We start from the raw sequence: 15443 nt of genomic DNA on the forward strand, positions 1-15443 counted from the left end.
TTGTTTCACTATTGAGCTTATACTATATTTAGGAGCATATTCTATATGCATGTGCACATGGTCTTGACTTACAACTCCTTTTAAGATCTCAATCCCCTCTGCATCACATATTTGTATCAGTAGTTCGCGACATCGTGATTGAATATCTCCTTTTAAAACTTTATATCTATACTTGGTAGACCAAACTATGTGGCAACTAAGACGGCTGGTGGTATGTGCACCCTTTCGATTATAGCTCGTCATAAACTAATCTACAAAATTTTATCGCACTACTAAAGTGCTGCAATAAAATTGCAGGGTTTTAATATCCCTGTTCTGAGACCAATAAAAACAAAGCCGCTCAAAAGCGACTTGTAGAAACCAACTCCCAACTTTTCCCAAGGAGTTGTGCAACGGTTACCGGCTTGGCAAACGTTATTTATTTTTAAAATCATTCAGTATTTTTTTAAAGTCAGTCCACTCTTTGTCTTCGTAAAAATTTATTTCAATCGGATAAACATCGTGCTTTTCCAAAGTCCGATTTAGCATTGTCATAAAATCATCCTGTTCGGTGGTATAATAAACCAATTCTTTCAAATTATTTCCAGTCCTGCTGTAAGCGTGAGTAAAAATGTCTGTTTTATTCATTGAAGTTTCCAAAGATTCTTCCAGAATAATCATTCTTTCATTAATCTCCTTTGGTGGCATTCCATTATTTTCATTTCCGTCATATCTCCACGAAACAACAGTCAGAAATGGCAACCTTTTTATTATTTTGTCATTTGGCAGTTCGTTTTCAAATTTCATAATGACAGGCAAGTCATTTTCATAATATCTGCCGATTATTCCTTTTTGTTCTTCAGTTGATTCCTTTTCCTGCGCTTTGCTTTTTCCAAATCCAAAAAATGATAGCATAAGTTTTAATATTAAAATTCGGGTTATTTTTCCATTGCTTGCCAACTCGTTTATATCATGAACAAGATATCACTTTTTGTACAATTTTAATTTTTTACTCCCACTTTTTCCTACAAACATACTTTTCACATAGCACTCACCCCATCCAAAGCTACCTCCCAAGGGGTTTTGTCCCAGTTTTGTTGCAGTCTTAATTGGTAAAATGGCGTTTTCGTAAAGGAAACTCACCGTTTACTGCAACAACACTGCAACAAACACGCAGGGTTGTTTTACGAAAATGTAACAATTGGTCACGTTGGGTACATTTGAGTACCATTACGTATTAACAGCAATAAAATGGTATCATACTCCACACATGGGTACAGATTCCCACAGATATGCACAATATTGCACAAATATGTAATGCTATTTTCAATAATTTTTACAAGTAACTGATATTTATTTTCTACCATAATACGCTGGTTTTTAGATGAATCATCCAACACATGGACCAAGGCTAAATTCCGTAAAACACTGAAAATAAATAACCTACAAAAGCATATCGGACACTTTGGTTACGTTGTGTTAGGTTTCTGTAAGCATCCTGTAAGCGTTCTGTAAGCAAACACTATGCTCCCACTGCTCATCCTGTTACCAACCTTCTGTATACCTTGTACCACTCTGTGCCCTTTTCTTTTGAGCTACTCTTACCACTTACTTTTTATACTATATACAAACTGTATATTGAACATTTCCTTTGAGTTACACCTCAAAGTATCTCCTATAAGTATTTTGCAGTTATGTACCTTGAATGGGCAACAAATCATGATTAAAAACATGCACACTGGTTTACCCACTAGGTATGTTCTAATTGTTCATAAGTAAGATTGAATGAAAACAAACGGTTCATTGAATGTTTTCAACCGTTTGATTGAAAAGAAACACACGTGTATTTTGAACAAAACGCACGTGCGTTTCTACAAAAACAGACGTCCGTTTTATAAAAAACGGACGTCTGTTTTCAAGGGACTTTGGAAATAACAGTTAATAAAAGGTTTAACAAAGCCTTACCTAAAAGTAATAAAAAATATTGGATACATCATCATGCTGTAATCCTGATTTCAATACACCAAGGAATTGAAAATATATAAAAGACAGTATCTCACCAACAAATCTAAAAATCTAATATCCTAACAGTCTAAACTACTAGAAGAAACATTCAAAATAAAAAAAGGCTTCGGTACACTTTGCTCCATTGTATTCCGCAAAGCACTCAGCCACCGGAAAAGTAAACAGCTTTCAGCCATTAGCAGACAGCCTTTAGCTAATAATCAATTCTGTAGCAATTGTAAAACAAAAAATATCTGAGTGAAGTTAAGCGTAGCGTTTTATGACTGTCTACCAGCGATAGTGAATGAAGAAGCGGAAGTGCATTGCAAAGCAATAAGCATGTAGCTTCGAGAATGAACGGTGCGCGAAGCAATCGCCTTTAGACAGTCTTGAAATCAAAGATTCACGATTTCCCCTAAAATAGAAACTCATGAGTATTTTTTGGTTCGTTTTGTATCAAGACAAAATGAACATACCCGTTAGGGTAAAACTTGGCGTTTCTACCCAAACATCATACACTAAAGACCAAAAGCTCACATTCAAGCATTCAGTTAAAATCTAAAAGATTCCGTGTCACAGCACAGAGATGACAGATATTTTAAACGTGTTCAGTAAGCAGTTGCATTAGGCAGGATCTCACCAACAAATCTAAAAATCTAATATCCTAACAGTCTAAACTACTAGAAAAAACATTCAAAAAAACATTCAAAATAACAAAAAAGGCTTCGATACACTTTGCTCCATTGCATTTCACAAAGCACTCAGCCACCAAGAAAGCTGTCAGCTATCGCATCGACATAAAGCCATAAGACTACAAGACTTAAGACCTACCACTTTTAACTTTCAACTTATAATAAATAAACTGAATGCTAATACTGATAACCAATCACTTCACATACCAATAACGAAGTTACCCCGACCATTTCCCGATAATAAGTACTCTTGGCAATACGTTCAGATATAAACTCATGGCTCAAATTACATTCTAACTAAGTTGTAAACGACAAATTCAAAGTTTTTTTAGACTTTTGTAGCATGAAGTTGTACAAAGTCCTAAAAATAATCACCATTCTCTTGTTTGTGGCGTTGCAAATAGCACTCCTTTCAGCCATTGGTGTAGAAAGTACGCAGCATACGTTCATTGTTGTGTTCATCGGCATTCTTTCCGTGGCAATATTGTTGGCCTACGCAAAGTTACCGCTACACCATCACGAGCATTTGTTTGAAGATATAACCGTGGCAGTTTGGGTGCCTGTAGGCGCAGTATTAACGTTTTGCTTGAATAGCTATTTACATTTGGGTGCCGTGATCGCTGCCGGATTGGTGGGCGTAGTAGCTTCTTTAGTTCCATTGCTATCCAACAGGTCTCTTTACCTCAAACAATTGCCTGTAGCGCTTTATTGTGGTGCTTTTGTAGGGATGAGTAGCGACATGGTGGCTACCTCCCTGGGGTTTGTATTGGTGGCAGGCTTGGTAACGGCTGTTTTTTTGGTGCTGTCTAAAAGTTTACTCACCGGTGTTGGTGGTAAATTGGGCACCATGGCTTTTGGCGGGGTGGCCATCACTTCTTTTATTTACTTTTTATTGTTCAAATGAATACATACTTACTCATCATAACCGGAATTGTAGGTGCCGTGAGCACTTTTTATGTGCATATACAGCTCAAACAAGGTGCAGTAAGGGCTTCTGCCCTGCTCTCTTTAGTGGTAGGCATCTTTTTTAAGCTCTTCCCGGAAGTGCTAAATGAAACCTTAACGCAACAAATCCCTGTGGTATTTATAGGGGCTTCTTTTATAGGAATGGTGTCCGATAAGGTATTGAACAATTATTACCTCATAGCGCTTTCTGGAATCATCTTTACGGTTATTTTTCTAAACACAAGCAGCTTTTTCAATGGGTATGGCGGCACTTTAGGCACCTCGGCGTGTATTAGTCTACTAACGGTGATGAGCCTACCAATTCTTTTTTCTAAACACCGATGGGGTAACGGAATTGCTTCCTTACGGAAAAAACTATTCGGAATTAATGATGAAAACACACCAATAAAGTAATCCTAAAATCAAACGAACTATGAAAAAAAGCTTGGTAATACTGATCATATGCTTAGGCGGTACGCTTGGAAGCTATACGCAAGAGATTACTTATGATTATGATTTCTTTAACCGAAGTATCAAACAAAACGGTGTGCCTCTTTCTTTGCGTACATTGGATAGCATCACTGCCAAAGTACCACAAGCCCATGTAAGCATCCAAAAAGCGAGACACCGAAATACTTGGAGTACATTGCTAAATATAGCCGCTGCAGGCTGTATTGCCTATCCTGCTATTCAGGAAATTGGTGGTCACGATGCCCATTGGGAAGTGGGCTATGTAGGTGTGGGACTCATGGCAATGAATTTCCCCATTATTCTCAGTCGAGAAAAGCATTTAAAGACTGGAATTACTACTTATAACAAAAATTTCTCCTCCATGACTGAAGCTAGAAAACCGCATTTTTACTGGGGTTTTCAGAATTACCAACTGGGAGTTGCCATTACATTTTAAATTAAAAATACTACAACTACAATATTTGTAAGAAAAATAAGTTTATATACAGAAATCACTCTTTTGTATATGAAATACTGGCTTAGTACGGTGCTCTTCTTAATGGTTAGCATAAACAATGCACAAAACCTCATCGCCAATCCCGGCTTTGAGAAAGCGCGTATTTCCAATAGACTGAGTAATTTTCAGAACCATACAACCGATTGGACTTCCCCTACTTCCGCCACGCCCGATCTTTTTGGAACCGACCATAAAAATGTAACTACAGCTCCCAAGAACTTTTGCGGTTTTCAGCCCCCTAGAACCGGAAAAAAGTATGCCGGAATTTATGCTTTCGGGAGAAATAATTACAGGGAGTACATTCAAGTTCGTATTACAGATACGTTAGAAAAAGGAAAACCGTATGTGCTAACGTACTATGTGAGCTTAGCAGAAAACTCCAACCGTGCCATTAAGCAGCTAGGCGTTATGCTATCAGACAATAGTTTTCTATTTCCCATTCAAAAACAGCTAACCAAACACCGACTTGAAAATCATACTATTGCATATTGGATAATACCACCTGTCATAGATACGTTGTTTTATGAGGATACTAAAAATTGGATACCTGTAAGGTTCCAATTTACCGCCACCGGAAATGAACATTATGTGACCATAGGAAACTTTAATCCAAACAGAACTACCGATAGCAAAGAAACTGAGAAAGATGTTTTCGATGCCCTCGCATACTACTACATTGATGATGTAAGTCTGTATCCTCTATTCCCTTCTCCACTACCTAAAGAAAAGAAACAAATAGATACCATACCAAAAGCCACGGTAACCTATGCTTTGAAAAAAGCCTACCGATTAGAAAAGGTTCAGTTCGCTTTTAACAGTACAGAGCTCACAACAGAGGCGTTAAACGAAATTTCTGGAGTCTATGCTTATCTGCAAGCACATCCAAGCTTACACATACACATTGAAGGCCATACAGATAAAATAGGAACGGATGCTTACAACCAAACGCTTTCTGAAAAGCGGGCCGCCGCAGTTGCAGATGCGTTTATAAAATTGGGATTAGTCAAGGAACGAATTTCTGCTATAGGTTTTGGCGCATCACAACCCATTACGGAAAATGATACCGAAGCAGGAAGAACCCAAAATAGAAGAGTACAATTCATCCTTTCCGATGCATCAGAGAAAGAAAACAGCTCTCAAGGTAACGAGCAACCATAAATATCTTTGAAGAGAAGAAATGTTAAAATAAAAAACAATTGCAACACACCTAAGAAAAGTAAGTCTTTAAAAATACATCATCAAAAAACAATCAGTTGTGAAAAAATCGATTTTCATTGTGTTTCTATTCGTTTCGTATGCCTCATTGGCTCAAATGGGGCAAAGCGAAACGTTTCTTTAGAACCTATTGAAACATAATTCACTACAAAGTAGGACTAGATTTGGGATATAAATTTTAGTCATTTTCAAGAAGTGCACCCGGATTTTGGGGTTAATAAGGGTTTACTCCGGGTGTACTTTCTTTACCAACTTGTTTACCAGTTGATATGTACTTGTACACCTGCAGGTGCATTTGGGAACTTCAATAAAACAGTCGAAGAGCTTTTATCCCACTCCAATTCTTCAGGAGTCATGGTAGTCCCTTCTACGTTAGTTACAGTGATTCCCTTGTAGCGTTTCGGAAGCCATACGCGCATCACATTCACAGTACGTTTTGGACTCTTCACGGTAAAGTCATAAGATCTTTTACCATAATGTTCTTCAGACACTCTGGCAGCTGCAGCTACAACTTTTGGAGTATCCTTCTCTACCCTATTCAGATTGTATAAGAAAGCTTGTGTGCCGGGTACTATTACTTTCTTGGCTAAAACGGGTAATTCAGGATCATACAAATCGATAACCGGACCATCAATTACTAAAGGTTCATCTGAAACACTTTCAGTAAGTACCGCAGCAATGTCATACGCGCCTCGTTCTAAATGCAAATGATTCTTAAAGATTAGCTTTCCTGCTTGTGCGTTGGTTTCATAAGCTTTCGTTATAGTAGAAATATAATCAGTATCACCTTTTGATTGCAATACAAATTCCTTCGGATTGGTGCGCAACACATGTACCGTTCCTTTCCCTACAGAAAACGTAGCATCTTGATTACTAACTGTGATCCCGAGTAATTCAAATAAATGTTCCGAAGGTGCTTGGTATTGGTTGCCATCTGTATTCCACCATTCTTGTACCGTTTGGTACGGATCGTTATCGGCGCCACAATACACCAATACACCTCCTTGCTGCACCCAATCTGCTAAATAAGCATGACTTTCTTTGGAAAGTGGTTTCATATTAGCATAACTCATCACCAATACTTTGATATTTGCTAAAGTCGCAGGATACGAAAGGTTCTCAATATGAACAATGTCTATAGGAACGCCTCTTTTTAATAACGGCATGGTTTGACCGTAAAAGTTAGAGATCAAAGGATCATCATATCCTTCATGATTCGGGAATCGTTGAAACATCATGGAATTCGCCATCAATACGCCTATACCTTTACTTCCGTTCACTTTGTTATTAGCATACGGCATGCTATTCAAACTGTTGATCATCACTTGCATTTGAGTCGCATAGAAATCAGGAATCAAAGCTTCTGCACCATCTTCTGACGTTTTGTATGGACGCATATAAATACGTTGTGGCCACGGCATTACTTCAAAATTAGTTATAGTAGGATATAATAATTCCGCAGTAAACGTAGCTTCATAGTTTCGTTTGTAATCTGCCCAGTCTTTTATACCATCTTCAATAGGATCCGTTAACAAATAGACCTTGCGTTTGGTAGGTTCGGTCATGCTTACCATAGCGTTATATTCCAAAAAGGCATTTTCAAAAACGCGTTCTTTCTTGGTTCCGTTAAAGTAATTAGGAGAACGTGAAGTTCCAGTCCACACTTGTGCTATATAACCATCAATACTCGGTAAGGAAGCCAAACTAGCCTCTGGACTCACGATTTGCCAAGCGGTATAATTGATCAACGAATGTGTTGGTATAAATACCTTGATGTCTTTCCCTTTAGACTTGCCATACGCTTTGGCATATTCTGAAACTTCTTTGATGGCATTATAAAATAAATGGTATTTCAGTTTATTCGATAGATATGTATTCTCTGGAGAAGTATGTTGTGCGCGCCATGGAAACCCATAATAGGCTTGCCATTCTTTTTTAAAAGGATCACTATAACCGGCATAGTTCCAGAACTCAGGCTCTTCTAAATAAATGGTAGTGATACCATTGTCTATAGCCTTTTTAACCACTTCTTCTTTCAAATACTTCAAGAAAGAAGGCACTGGAACCACATACGGATTCACAGGTCCGTGCATAATATCTTCACCATCTTGCTGTACTTGCGCTATGTTCAAATGGTTTTCACCATCCCAATCACCTAGGTAGTAATCTTTATAATCTCCCCAGGAAATACCAGTCATAAACTGAGTTTCATAGCCATGATTCCTCCAGCTTTGTAGTCGATTCTGAAAAGAAAGTTCTTCGGTATCATGTGCTCCATAAATAATAGCAATATCCGATTGTACATCAATCTCAGGCATCCATGGAGATACGGTTTGAAAAGCTGTTTTCTCTGGGGTTTGAAGGGTGTCTTGCTGTGCATTTCCCAACATACTCAGAAAGCCAAAAAGACTTAGTAGTGTATAGCGTTGTGTGGTCATAAGTAGTGTTTGGTGTTTCTATGGTTCAAGATAACTGCTACCACGGCATTACCGAATATTTATTATACGAATAACCATTCAAAACCAATTAACAACAGAAAATAGGAATTGTTCAAAAATTTACGGGAAATAGTTAGTTTAAAATAGGCTTCGGTTTGTATCTTACTCACTTTAAAAATGCAGCTCTGTGGATTTGAATCCTTCCAACTTTTACAATTATTTTAAAGAATGTTACCGACTGGATTATAAGGAATTTACGATTGATAACGTACTTTCCAGCAAATATCCGTACAAATGGTTTGCTACAGGCACCGAAGAATTGGTTGCACAGCAATTGCCCTTGATTCCGTATCCTAACAAAAAAGCGAACGATCTTGCCAAAGAGATTGCTTTGTATGATTTGGAAAAGAAATTGTTCTACGGATGCTTTTTCCTTTTAGGAAGTAGTAACAATCCATTGATCAAGGACAAGCGTATTTGCGCTCCTTTACTCCTGTTTCCGGCCACGCTTAAAGAAATAGACGACGATTATTACATTTCCGTAGACTTCAATGCTTGTGATGTAAATCGGTCTGCTTTAAGTTTGTTAGAAGTTCGTGAAGAATTGATACAGAAAGATGCGTTTGCACAACAACTGTTAGAAAAGTTTGTAGCTACCCAAAACTATATTGGGTTGTCTGGTTTCTTGGAAAAGTACGTGAGCAACGTGACTACAGAAGAGTTATTGCTATTTCCTACAGTATGGAATGCTCAAAAAATACGTAACGAGTTCAAAACGGCTCCCCTAAGTGAAGATGAATTCAAAATAATCCCAGCAGCGGGAACGGTTTTAGTGGAAAAAGCAGCTTCCTCTTTGCAAGTTTTAAATGATCTTACAGAACTAAGTGAGCAGGGAACGTTTAGCACTGCGATGCAACAATTACTAACATCGGAAGTGGCGATTCCTAAACCTTATGAAAGCTATTACCAATCGCGTTTAAATACAGATCAATATCAGGCATTGATAAATGCACATGCCTATGAAAATTCAGTAATTGTGGGCCCACCGGGAACCGGGAAAACCTACACCATCACTTCTATTATTTCCGATGCGGTAGTGCAGAATGAATCAGTATTGGTGGTTTCTAAAACTAAGCAAGCTGTGGAAGTATTGCGCCACATGTTACAAACAGACTTTAAACTGAAAGACTATTTGATTCATACCAGTGGGGCTCGCTACAAAATGAGTCTAACAGCAAAGATCAATCGGTATTTAAGTGGAATTCAAAATAGAAAACAGTCATCCTTCAATGCTTTTAAAATAGAGTATCTGTCAAAACAATTAGAAAAGCTAGAAGCTGAATTTGAAGCCTGTGTTCAAGAAGAAATAGAGCTGTCTGACTTAGAGTTTAATGCCGATCTTAATCTGTTAGAGAAATGGAAAAAGTTCTATTTAAAACGAATTGTTTACAACGGCACCAAAATATGGAGCGTCTTCGAAAAGATGAATACTGTATTGCTGCAGTTGGAAGAAGAAATTAGCAAGCATACCCAACAAAAAATTGCGGATAACATTCATAGAAACTCACATACCTATCGAAAAGATATTTCATTATTTCACGATGCATTAACTAGTAGTAGTTTTTCAGAATACAAAAGAATACTGGAAACGGTTATTCAAAAGAACGTATTAAAGGTATTTCCTATTTGGTTGGCCAATCTTGCAGAACTCAACGCCGTGTTACCGCTAGAAAAAGAAATGTTCGACTTAGTCATCATCGACGAAGCTACACAATGCGATATTGCTTCGGCGCTTCCGGCATTGTACAGAGCTAAACGTGTAGTGATTGCAGGAGATCCAAACCAATTAAGGCACTACTCTTTTGTATCCAAGGCGCAACAATTCAACCTCCAAAAACAATATCAACTACCAGAGGATAAAATATTTGATTACCGAAACCGAAGTGTGTTAGATCTTTTCATTTCAAAAGTAGCAACTCAGGCACAGGTTACCTTTCTAAGAGAACATTTTAGGTCTACTCCTTCGCTCATTGCTTTTAGCAACAAACAATTCTATGACGGACAGTTAGAGATCTTAAAAGCCACTCCAGAACATATACAAGCCTCACAACTAACACATATTTTGGTGGAAGGTGAACGCTCTAAAAAAGGAATTAATGAGATAGAAGCACAAGCCGTTTTAGAACAACTACAAACGTTGATAGACGCTTATGCCAATGTTTCTAAAAAGCCGAGTATCGGTATTATTTCTCCTTTTAATTCACAAGTGGTATACCTGAAACAACGTTTACAAGCCACTTTTGAAACCTCTGTTTTAAAAAGGTTTGATATTTTATGTGGAACGCCCTATCAGTTTCAAGGATCCGAACGGGAGATAATCCTGCTTTCCTTCTGTGTTTCAAAACATACGCATCATTCAGCTTTTAACCATATCAATAAACCAGAGGTGTTGAACGTGGCGGTAACCAGAGCAAAGTCGTTACAATACATTTTTACTTCAGTACAAAAAAAAGATTTGACACCCGATTCACTTTTAGAGCGTTATTTACGGTTTGTGACGAACTTTTCTCATACTGAAAAGCAACAACCCGAGCTGGATGATTTTCAGCAAGAAGTGATACAATCGCTTTCCAAATATAAATTGGATGCCATACATTGTGGGTATCCTGTTGCAGGTAGTTTGTTAGACATTCTAATTGTACATAACGAACAGAATTATTTCATAGACTTAATTGGATACCCAGGAATTTATAAAGAAGCTTTCACACTAGAACGCTACAAAACTTTAGGACGCACCGGGATTACCACGATTCCGCTACACTACAGTTTTTGGCAAAAGAATAAACCGGAAGCCATTCAAAAGATCGTAGCTTTTATAAAATGATGCCATGAAAAAGACGAAGAGAATTTTAGGATGTTTATTGGTTTTAATAGTGATTGGATTTCTAATTCCGGAAAACTTCCAAATGCCTGTCAGTGGAGCCTCTAGTGCAGATTATCATCCTAAATCATTTTGGTTTTATCCATGGGGAAAATCAGTCACTCATAAAGGGGTAGATATTTTTGCAAATTCTGGTACTCCCATCAATTCAGCAACCAACGGTTTTGTACTATACAGTGGACATATCAACTATGGAGGTAATTTTGTGCTCATTTTAGGTCCAAAATGGCGACTCCATTATTATGCGCATTTAAAAACAATAGCTGCCAAACCCTTGCAATTGGTTAGTTCAAATACCATGATTGGGAGTGTTGGCCAAAGTGGTAACGCAAAAGGAAAACCACCCCATTTACATTATGCAATAGCTACACTACTCCCATATATTTGGAGAATCGATGATAGTCAACAAGGTTGGAAAAAAATGTTCTATTTAAACCCTATTGAATATTTGCAACAATCTTAGAGTATTATTTCTTCACCAACTTGGCTGTATTGGTTTCTCCATTGTTGATAGCAGAAACTAAATATGCACCTTTCTTAAGACCTGAAATATTAATGTTCTCTCCATCATAATTATAAGTTGTATGAACTACTTCTCCTTTCATACTTCTTATAAATAAGGTAGCTCCGGTAACTTTACTTCCTGTAACAGCGAATTCATTAGCCGTTGGATTTGGATAGACAACAATATTCAAATCCTTTGGATTCATAGCTCTTGCCTGACTTGGTGTCCATCCTTCCGGATAATCAAATTCAAAAGCACCTATATCATATCCGTAACCTTGTGGTCTTTCTACTCCTCTGATGTCCTCAATTAGACCAAAGGTAGCTACATCTGTTCCGGCGTCTACCAAAAGTGAAGTAGAAGAAGTAATCGCATAATGATTTAATGAATTATCTGCTAAAAGCTCTAAACCAGTAGTATCTCTTGTCATATAATTGGTTAGCGTATATGCCAACATAGCATCTCTGGTACTTTTATTATTAAAGTCTAAGTAACTTTCATTGTTCTGTTTCCAAGTATTTCCTCCTTCAAAATCATTTCCGGGATCCAATATAAAATTGTTCATCAAATACGTTGGAACAGCATCCTGTCGTGTTCCTATTAAAGAACCATTTTCCGATGAGGTAATCGTTGTATTATAATGAATTCCAGAGTTTTCAGGACGAATAATGGTATTGTTATAAATTTTATACCCTTCAGAAGTATCATCAAATTCATGACGTTGATGAATGAACATCCCATGAAACGTATTGTCTTCTATAACATTGTTATAAACTTTGGTTCCGCTTTGCGCACTTATTAACTGAATTCCTTTTCCTTTTAAAGTGCCTGAATTATACATTCTATTATTATAAATCTCATAAATACCTCCACCAATACTCATAGCAAAGTCTTGAAATGTTTGCTGGTTTTGAGCGTAATGATCTACAATGTTATTCATGATTTTACAATTAGATCGTGCCAAGTTTACTTGTATTCCATCCAAACCTGTATAATCAATGATATTGTCTTCAATGGTAATATCTTCTAACCAATGTCCAAAAACCGGAGTTCCATCGCAAGTTCTATTAGAATCAACTTTATAACCTCCTGTAAAACCAAGATAAATGCCTTCGCCTCCTACATCATGAATATAATTATCATGAATATTAATATTTTTCATCACAAATCCTGCAGATCTCCAAGTTTCCGGTTTGCTACAAACAGGATCTGTTTTTCCCATAATTCCAGCAAAACCAGTATTCGTTATTTCTACATGATCAATTTCCACATCAGTAGTAAAATTCTCAAGATATAGACCTGCAGCTCCAGAGTTTGTATAACTGATTTTAAAACCATAATCTATACTGCTATCACCAGTTCCGGTAAGTACAACATTACTGCTTCTTTGTAGTGATATCGCTGAATACGATGGTGCACTAAACTCTACTTGTCCACCACAATTAACAATCGTAATCCGGTTTTCTGGAGTTCCTATTAAATCATAAAATCGAATGGCTGCGTATACGCCAGCGGGAACACAGATTTTACTTCCTGCTTCGATTTCCGATCCCCAAATCACATTGATAGTTGCGCTATCCAAATCTTCAGAAGATAATGTATAATCACAATCGCATGATTGAGCTTGCAAATTAAAAGTGAATAAAGTTAAGACTATAAGATAGCACAGTCCTCTTTTAGAGAATAGTAGTTTTGTTTTCATGGGAGGGTGGGTTTTATGCTAAACTTCTTCAATGAAGTCATTACAAATATAGTTCGAAATCCGATGAAATACACAAAATTATCGATAAAATACATTGTTGTCATTATTTTTATACCTAATTAAAAAATAGACCTATAACACGCGTAAGAAAAAATAACGCTATTAAATATGATTGATAATTATAATTACTGAGTTGATACAAACAAAATAAGAATTCGTATAATAAAATAGGAAATCTACACTAGGTAATGTTAATTTTACGTTAGGAAAACTAAACAACGTACTTATGAGTAATTCTAAAATATATGTACTGCTTGGCTGTATGGCTTTGTTATGCACTACATCTTGTTTTGAAGATGAAATGATCTATTCCTATCAAGAAGGAAGTGAAGACGGTGAAACCATAGATAATAGTGAAGTTGAAGAAATTATCGCCAGTTATCAACTTACTACGGAAGAAGCTATGGACGAAAATATTGCTTCTCATGCCGAAGAAGATGACACCTCTTGGGATGATACTGATTTTACATTAATTACGCTCAACAGCAGTTCTATAGCTATTGATGGTGATGGCGCAACTGCTTCAGGTAGCGTGGCTACCATTACCAATGGCGGAAATTATAAAATTGAAGGATCACTTACAGATGGACAAATCATTGTGGATACGGAAGATGAAACTACTGTAAAAATTTATTTAGACGGAATCACAGTTCATAATTCCACCAATGCCCCTTTCAATGTGGCATCCGCAGAAAAAGTAATTGTTTTTCTGGGAGAAAACACAACCAGTACATTTACTGATACCACTACCTATGTATTTGAAGAAGATGATGATGAACCAAATGCTTCCTTTTTCAGTAAATCCAACATGACTATTACCGGAGCTGGAACACTCAACGTAACTGGTAACTATAATGACGGAATCGCCAGTAAAGATGGACTAATCATTTCTGAAAATGCTACCATCAACGTAACTGCATTAGACGACGGAATCCGTGGTAAAGATTATTTGATTATAGATGATGCAACCCTCAATGTTTCTTCTCAAGGTGACGGATTAAAATCAGATAATGATGATGACAGCACTTACGGTTACATCTATATAAGCAGCGGAACGCTCACAATTACGTCTGGAAATGATGGAATTCAAGCAGAATCGGATGTTCTAATTGCCGATGGAACTATCAATATCATTTCTGGTGGAGGAAGTAGTGTAGTTTTAGGAGAAGATGACGACTCTGCAAAAGCTATCAAATCCGAAAGCTATATTATAGTAGATACAGGATCTATTGAAATTTCTGCTGCCGATGATGCCTTTAATACTGCTGGAAATTTAATTATTAATGGTGGTTCGTTCAACATAGCGACAGGAGATGATGCGCTTCATGCAGATTACACAGCTGCTATTTTTGATGGAAGCATTACAGTAACCGATTCCTATGAAGGTTTAGAAGGTTCTATCGTAATTGTTGCAGGAGGTTCTTCTTATTTTACCAGTAGTGATGACGGTATCAATGCCGCCGGCGATGATGATAGCGTTGATAAAGCTATATATATTTCTGGAGGTTATACCGTAGTAGATGCAGATGGTGACGGAATTGATTCTAATGGTTCTATTGATATGATTGATGGTACCGTAATTGTAAATGGGCCTACAAATTCTGGAAATGCAGCATTGGATTACGATGATTATTTTTCCATAAATGGAGGAAATTTTATAGCGGCCGGAAGTTCTGGAATGGCTCAAACTGCAGGTTCAGGTTCTGCTCAATATGCCGTATTGATTTCCTTAAACAGTTCGCAAGTTGCCGGAACATTGATAAATATTTCAGATAGTGAAGGTACTAGTATTGTATCTTTTGCTCCTTCAAAGTCTTATCAATCTATTGCATTTTCTTCTGAAGATCTTACCGAAGGTGAAACCTACACAATCTCTTTAGGAGGAACCGATACCGGAAATGAAACAGATGGTTGGTATGAAGATGGTACTTATAGTGGCGGAACTACCTATGCTACGTTTACTATTGAAAACACGGTAACTACTATTCAATAATA

Annotated in this window: 11 protein-coding genes; 7 read left to right on the forward strand and 4 right to left on the reverse strand. The window is 37.2% G+C overall.

Features of this window, described 5'->3' with window-relative positions; genetic code table 11:
- The coding region (gene tnpA, locus BM383_RS17155; protein WP_143106443.1) for an IS200/IS605 family transposase at nucleotides 1-243 on the reverse strand (243 nt) is incomplete at its 3' end.
- A 171-nt stretch (nucleotides 244-414) separates the two neighbouring features.
- Nucleotides 415-894, reverse strand: coding sequence for a DUF695 domain-containing protein (locus tag BM383_RS17160; RefSeq protein ID WP_093026385.1), 480 nt, complete (start codon nucleotides 892-894; stop codon nucleotides 415-417).
- A 2130-nt stretch (nucleotides 895-3024) separates the two neighbouring features.
- Between BM383_RS17160 and BM383_RS17165 the strand changes: the two genes are divergently transcribed.
- The 4 genes from BM383_RS17165 to BM383_RS17180 all read left to right on the forward strand — a co-directional run bounded on the left by BM383_RS17165 (nucleotide 3025) and on the right by BM383_RS17180 (nucleotide 5745).
- Nucleotides 3025-3579 (forward strand): hypothetical protein, encoded by a 555-nt coding sequence (locus tag BM383_RS17165; protein ID WP_218157963.1) that lies wholly within the window; start codon nucleotides 3025-3027, stop codon nucleotides 3577-3579.
- Nucleotides 3576-4034 carry a hypothetical protein gene (locus BM383_RS17170; protein ID WP_093026387.1) on the forward strand — a complete coding sequence of 153 codons (459 nt, stop codon included), beginning with the start codon at nucleotides 3576-3578 and terminating at the stop codon, nucleotides 4032-4034. The genes BM383_RS17165 and BM383_RS17170 overlap by 4 nt, the downstream gene beginning before the upstream one ends.
- A 19-nt stretch (nucleotides 4035-4053) precedes the next feature.
- Nucleotides 4054-4527: a hypothetical protein gene (locus BM383_RS17175; protein WP_093026388.1), complete on the forward strand. Its 474-nt coding sequence runs from the start codon at nucleotides 4054-4056 to the stop codon at nucleotides 4525-4527.
- A gap of 69 nt (nucleotides 4528-4596) precedes the next feature.
- Nucleotides 4597-5745, forward strand: coding sequence for an OmpA family protein (locus tag BM383_RS17180; protein WP_093026389.1), 1149 nt, complete (start codon nucleotides 4597-4599; stop codon nucleotides 5743-5745).
- A gap of 314 nt (nucleotides 5746-6059) precedes the next feature.
- On the opposite strand, the gene BM383_RS17185 is transcribed toward BM383_RS17180, so the two are convergent.
- Complete coding sequence (locus tag BM383_RS17185; protein WP_093026390.1) at nucleotides 6060-8240, reverse strand: type 1 glutamine amidotransferase family protein; 2181 nt, start codon at nucleotides 8238-8240, stop codon at nucleotides 6060-6062.
- Nucleotides 8241-8427: 187 nt separating this feature from the next.
- Here BM383_RS17185 and BM383_RS17190 point away from each other — a divergent pair, with 187 nt between their 5' ends.
- Together BM383_RS17190 and BM383_RS17195 are read left to right on the forward strand one after the other, a co-directional pair.
- Nucleotides 8428-11124, forward strand: coding sequence for a DEAD/DEAH box helicase (locus BM383_RS17190; protein WP_093026391.1), 2697 nt, complete (start codon nucleotides 8428-8430; stop codon nucleotides 11122-11124).
- 4 nt (nucleotides 11125-11128) lie between these two features.
- On the forward strand, nucleotides 11129-11644 hold the full coding sequence (locus BM383_RS17195; RefSeq protein WP_093026392.1) for a M23 family metallopeptidase: 516 nt from the start codon (nucleotides 11129-11131) through the stop codon (nucleotides 11642-11644).
- A gap of 4 nt (nucleotides 11645-11648) precedes the next feature.
- On the opposite strand, the gene BM383_RS17200 is transcribed toward BM383_RS17195, so the two are convergent.
- Nucleotides 11649-13388, reverse strand: a complete 1740-nt coding sequence (locus BM383_RS17200) for a right-handed parallel beta-helix repeat-containing protein (protein WP_093026393.1) — start codon at nucleotides 13386-13388, stop codon at nucleotides 11649-11651.
- A gap of 286 nt (nucleotides 13389-13674) precedes the next feature.
- Between BM383_RS17200 and BM383_RS17205 the strand changes: the two genes are divergently transcribed.
- Entirely contained in the window at nucleotides 13675-15441 is a 1767-nt protein-coding gene (locus BM383_RS17205; protein WP_093026394.1) for a carbohydrate-binding domain-containing protein, read from the forward strand.
- The last annotated feature ends 2 nt before the right edge of the window (nucleotides 15442-15443 follow it).

It is taken from the genome of Pustulibacterium marinum, assembly GCF_900116665.1.
GTDB lineage: Bacteria > Bacteroidota > Bacteroidia > Flavobacteriales > Flavobacteriaceae > Pustulibacterium > Pustulibacterium marinum.

Coding starts and splice junctions, on each gene's coding strand:
- BM383_RS17200 (WP_093026393.1), bottom strand. CDS start 13,388: ATGAAAACAAAACTACTATTCTCTAAAAGAGGACTGTGCTATCTTATA.
- BM383_RS17205 (WP_093026394.1), top strand. CDS start 13,675: ATGAGTAATTCTAAAATATATGTACTGCTTGGCTGTATGGCTTTGTTA.
- BM383_RS17170 (WP_093026387.1), top strand. CDS start 3,576: ATGAATACATACTTACTCATCATAACCGGAATTGTAGGTGCCGTGAGC.
- BM383_RS17180 (WP_093026389.1), top strand. CDS start 4,597: ATGAAATACTGGCTTAGTACGGTGCTCTTCTTAATGGTTAGCATAAAC.
- BM383_RS17175 (WP_093026388.1), top strand. CDS start 4,054: ATGAAAAAAAGCTTGGTAATACTGATCATATGCTTAGGCGGTACGCTT.
- BM383_RS17185 (WP_093026390.1), bottom strand. CDS start 8,240: ATGACCACACAACGCTATACACTACTAAGTCTTTTTGGCTTTCTGAGT.
- BM383_RS17195 (WP_093026392.1), top strand. CDS start 11,129: ATGAAAAAGACGAAGAGAATTTTAGGATGTTTATTGGTTTTAATAGTG.
- BM383_RS17160 (WP_093026385.1), bottom strand. CDS start 894: ATGCTATCATTTTTTGGATTTGGAAAAAGCAAAGCGCAGGAAAAGGAA.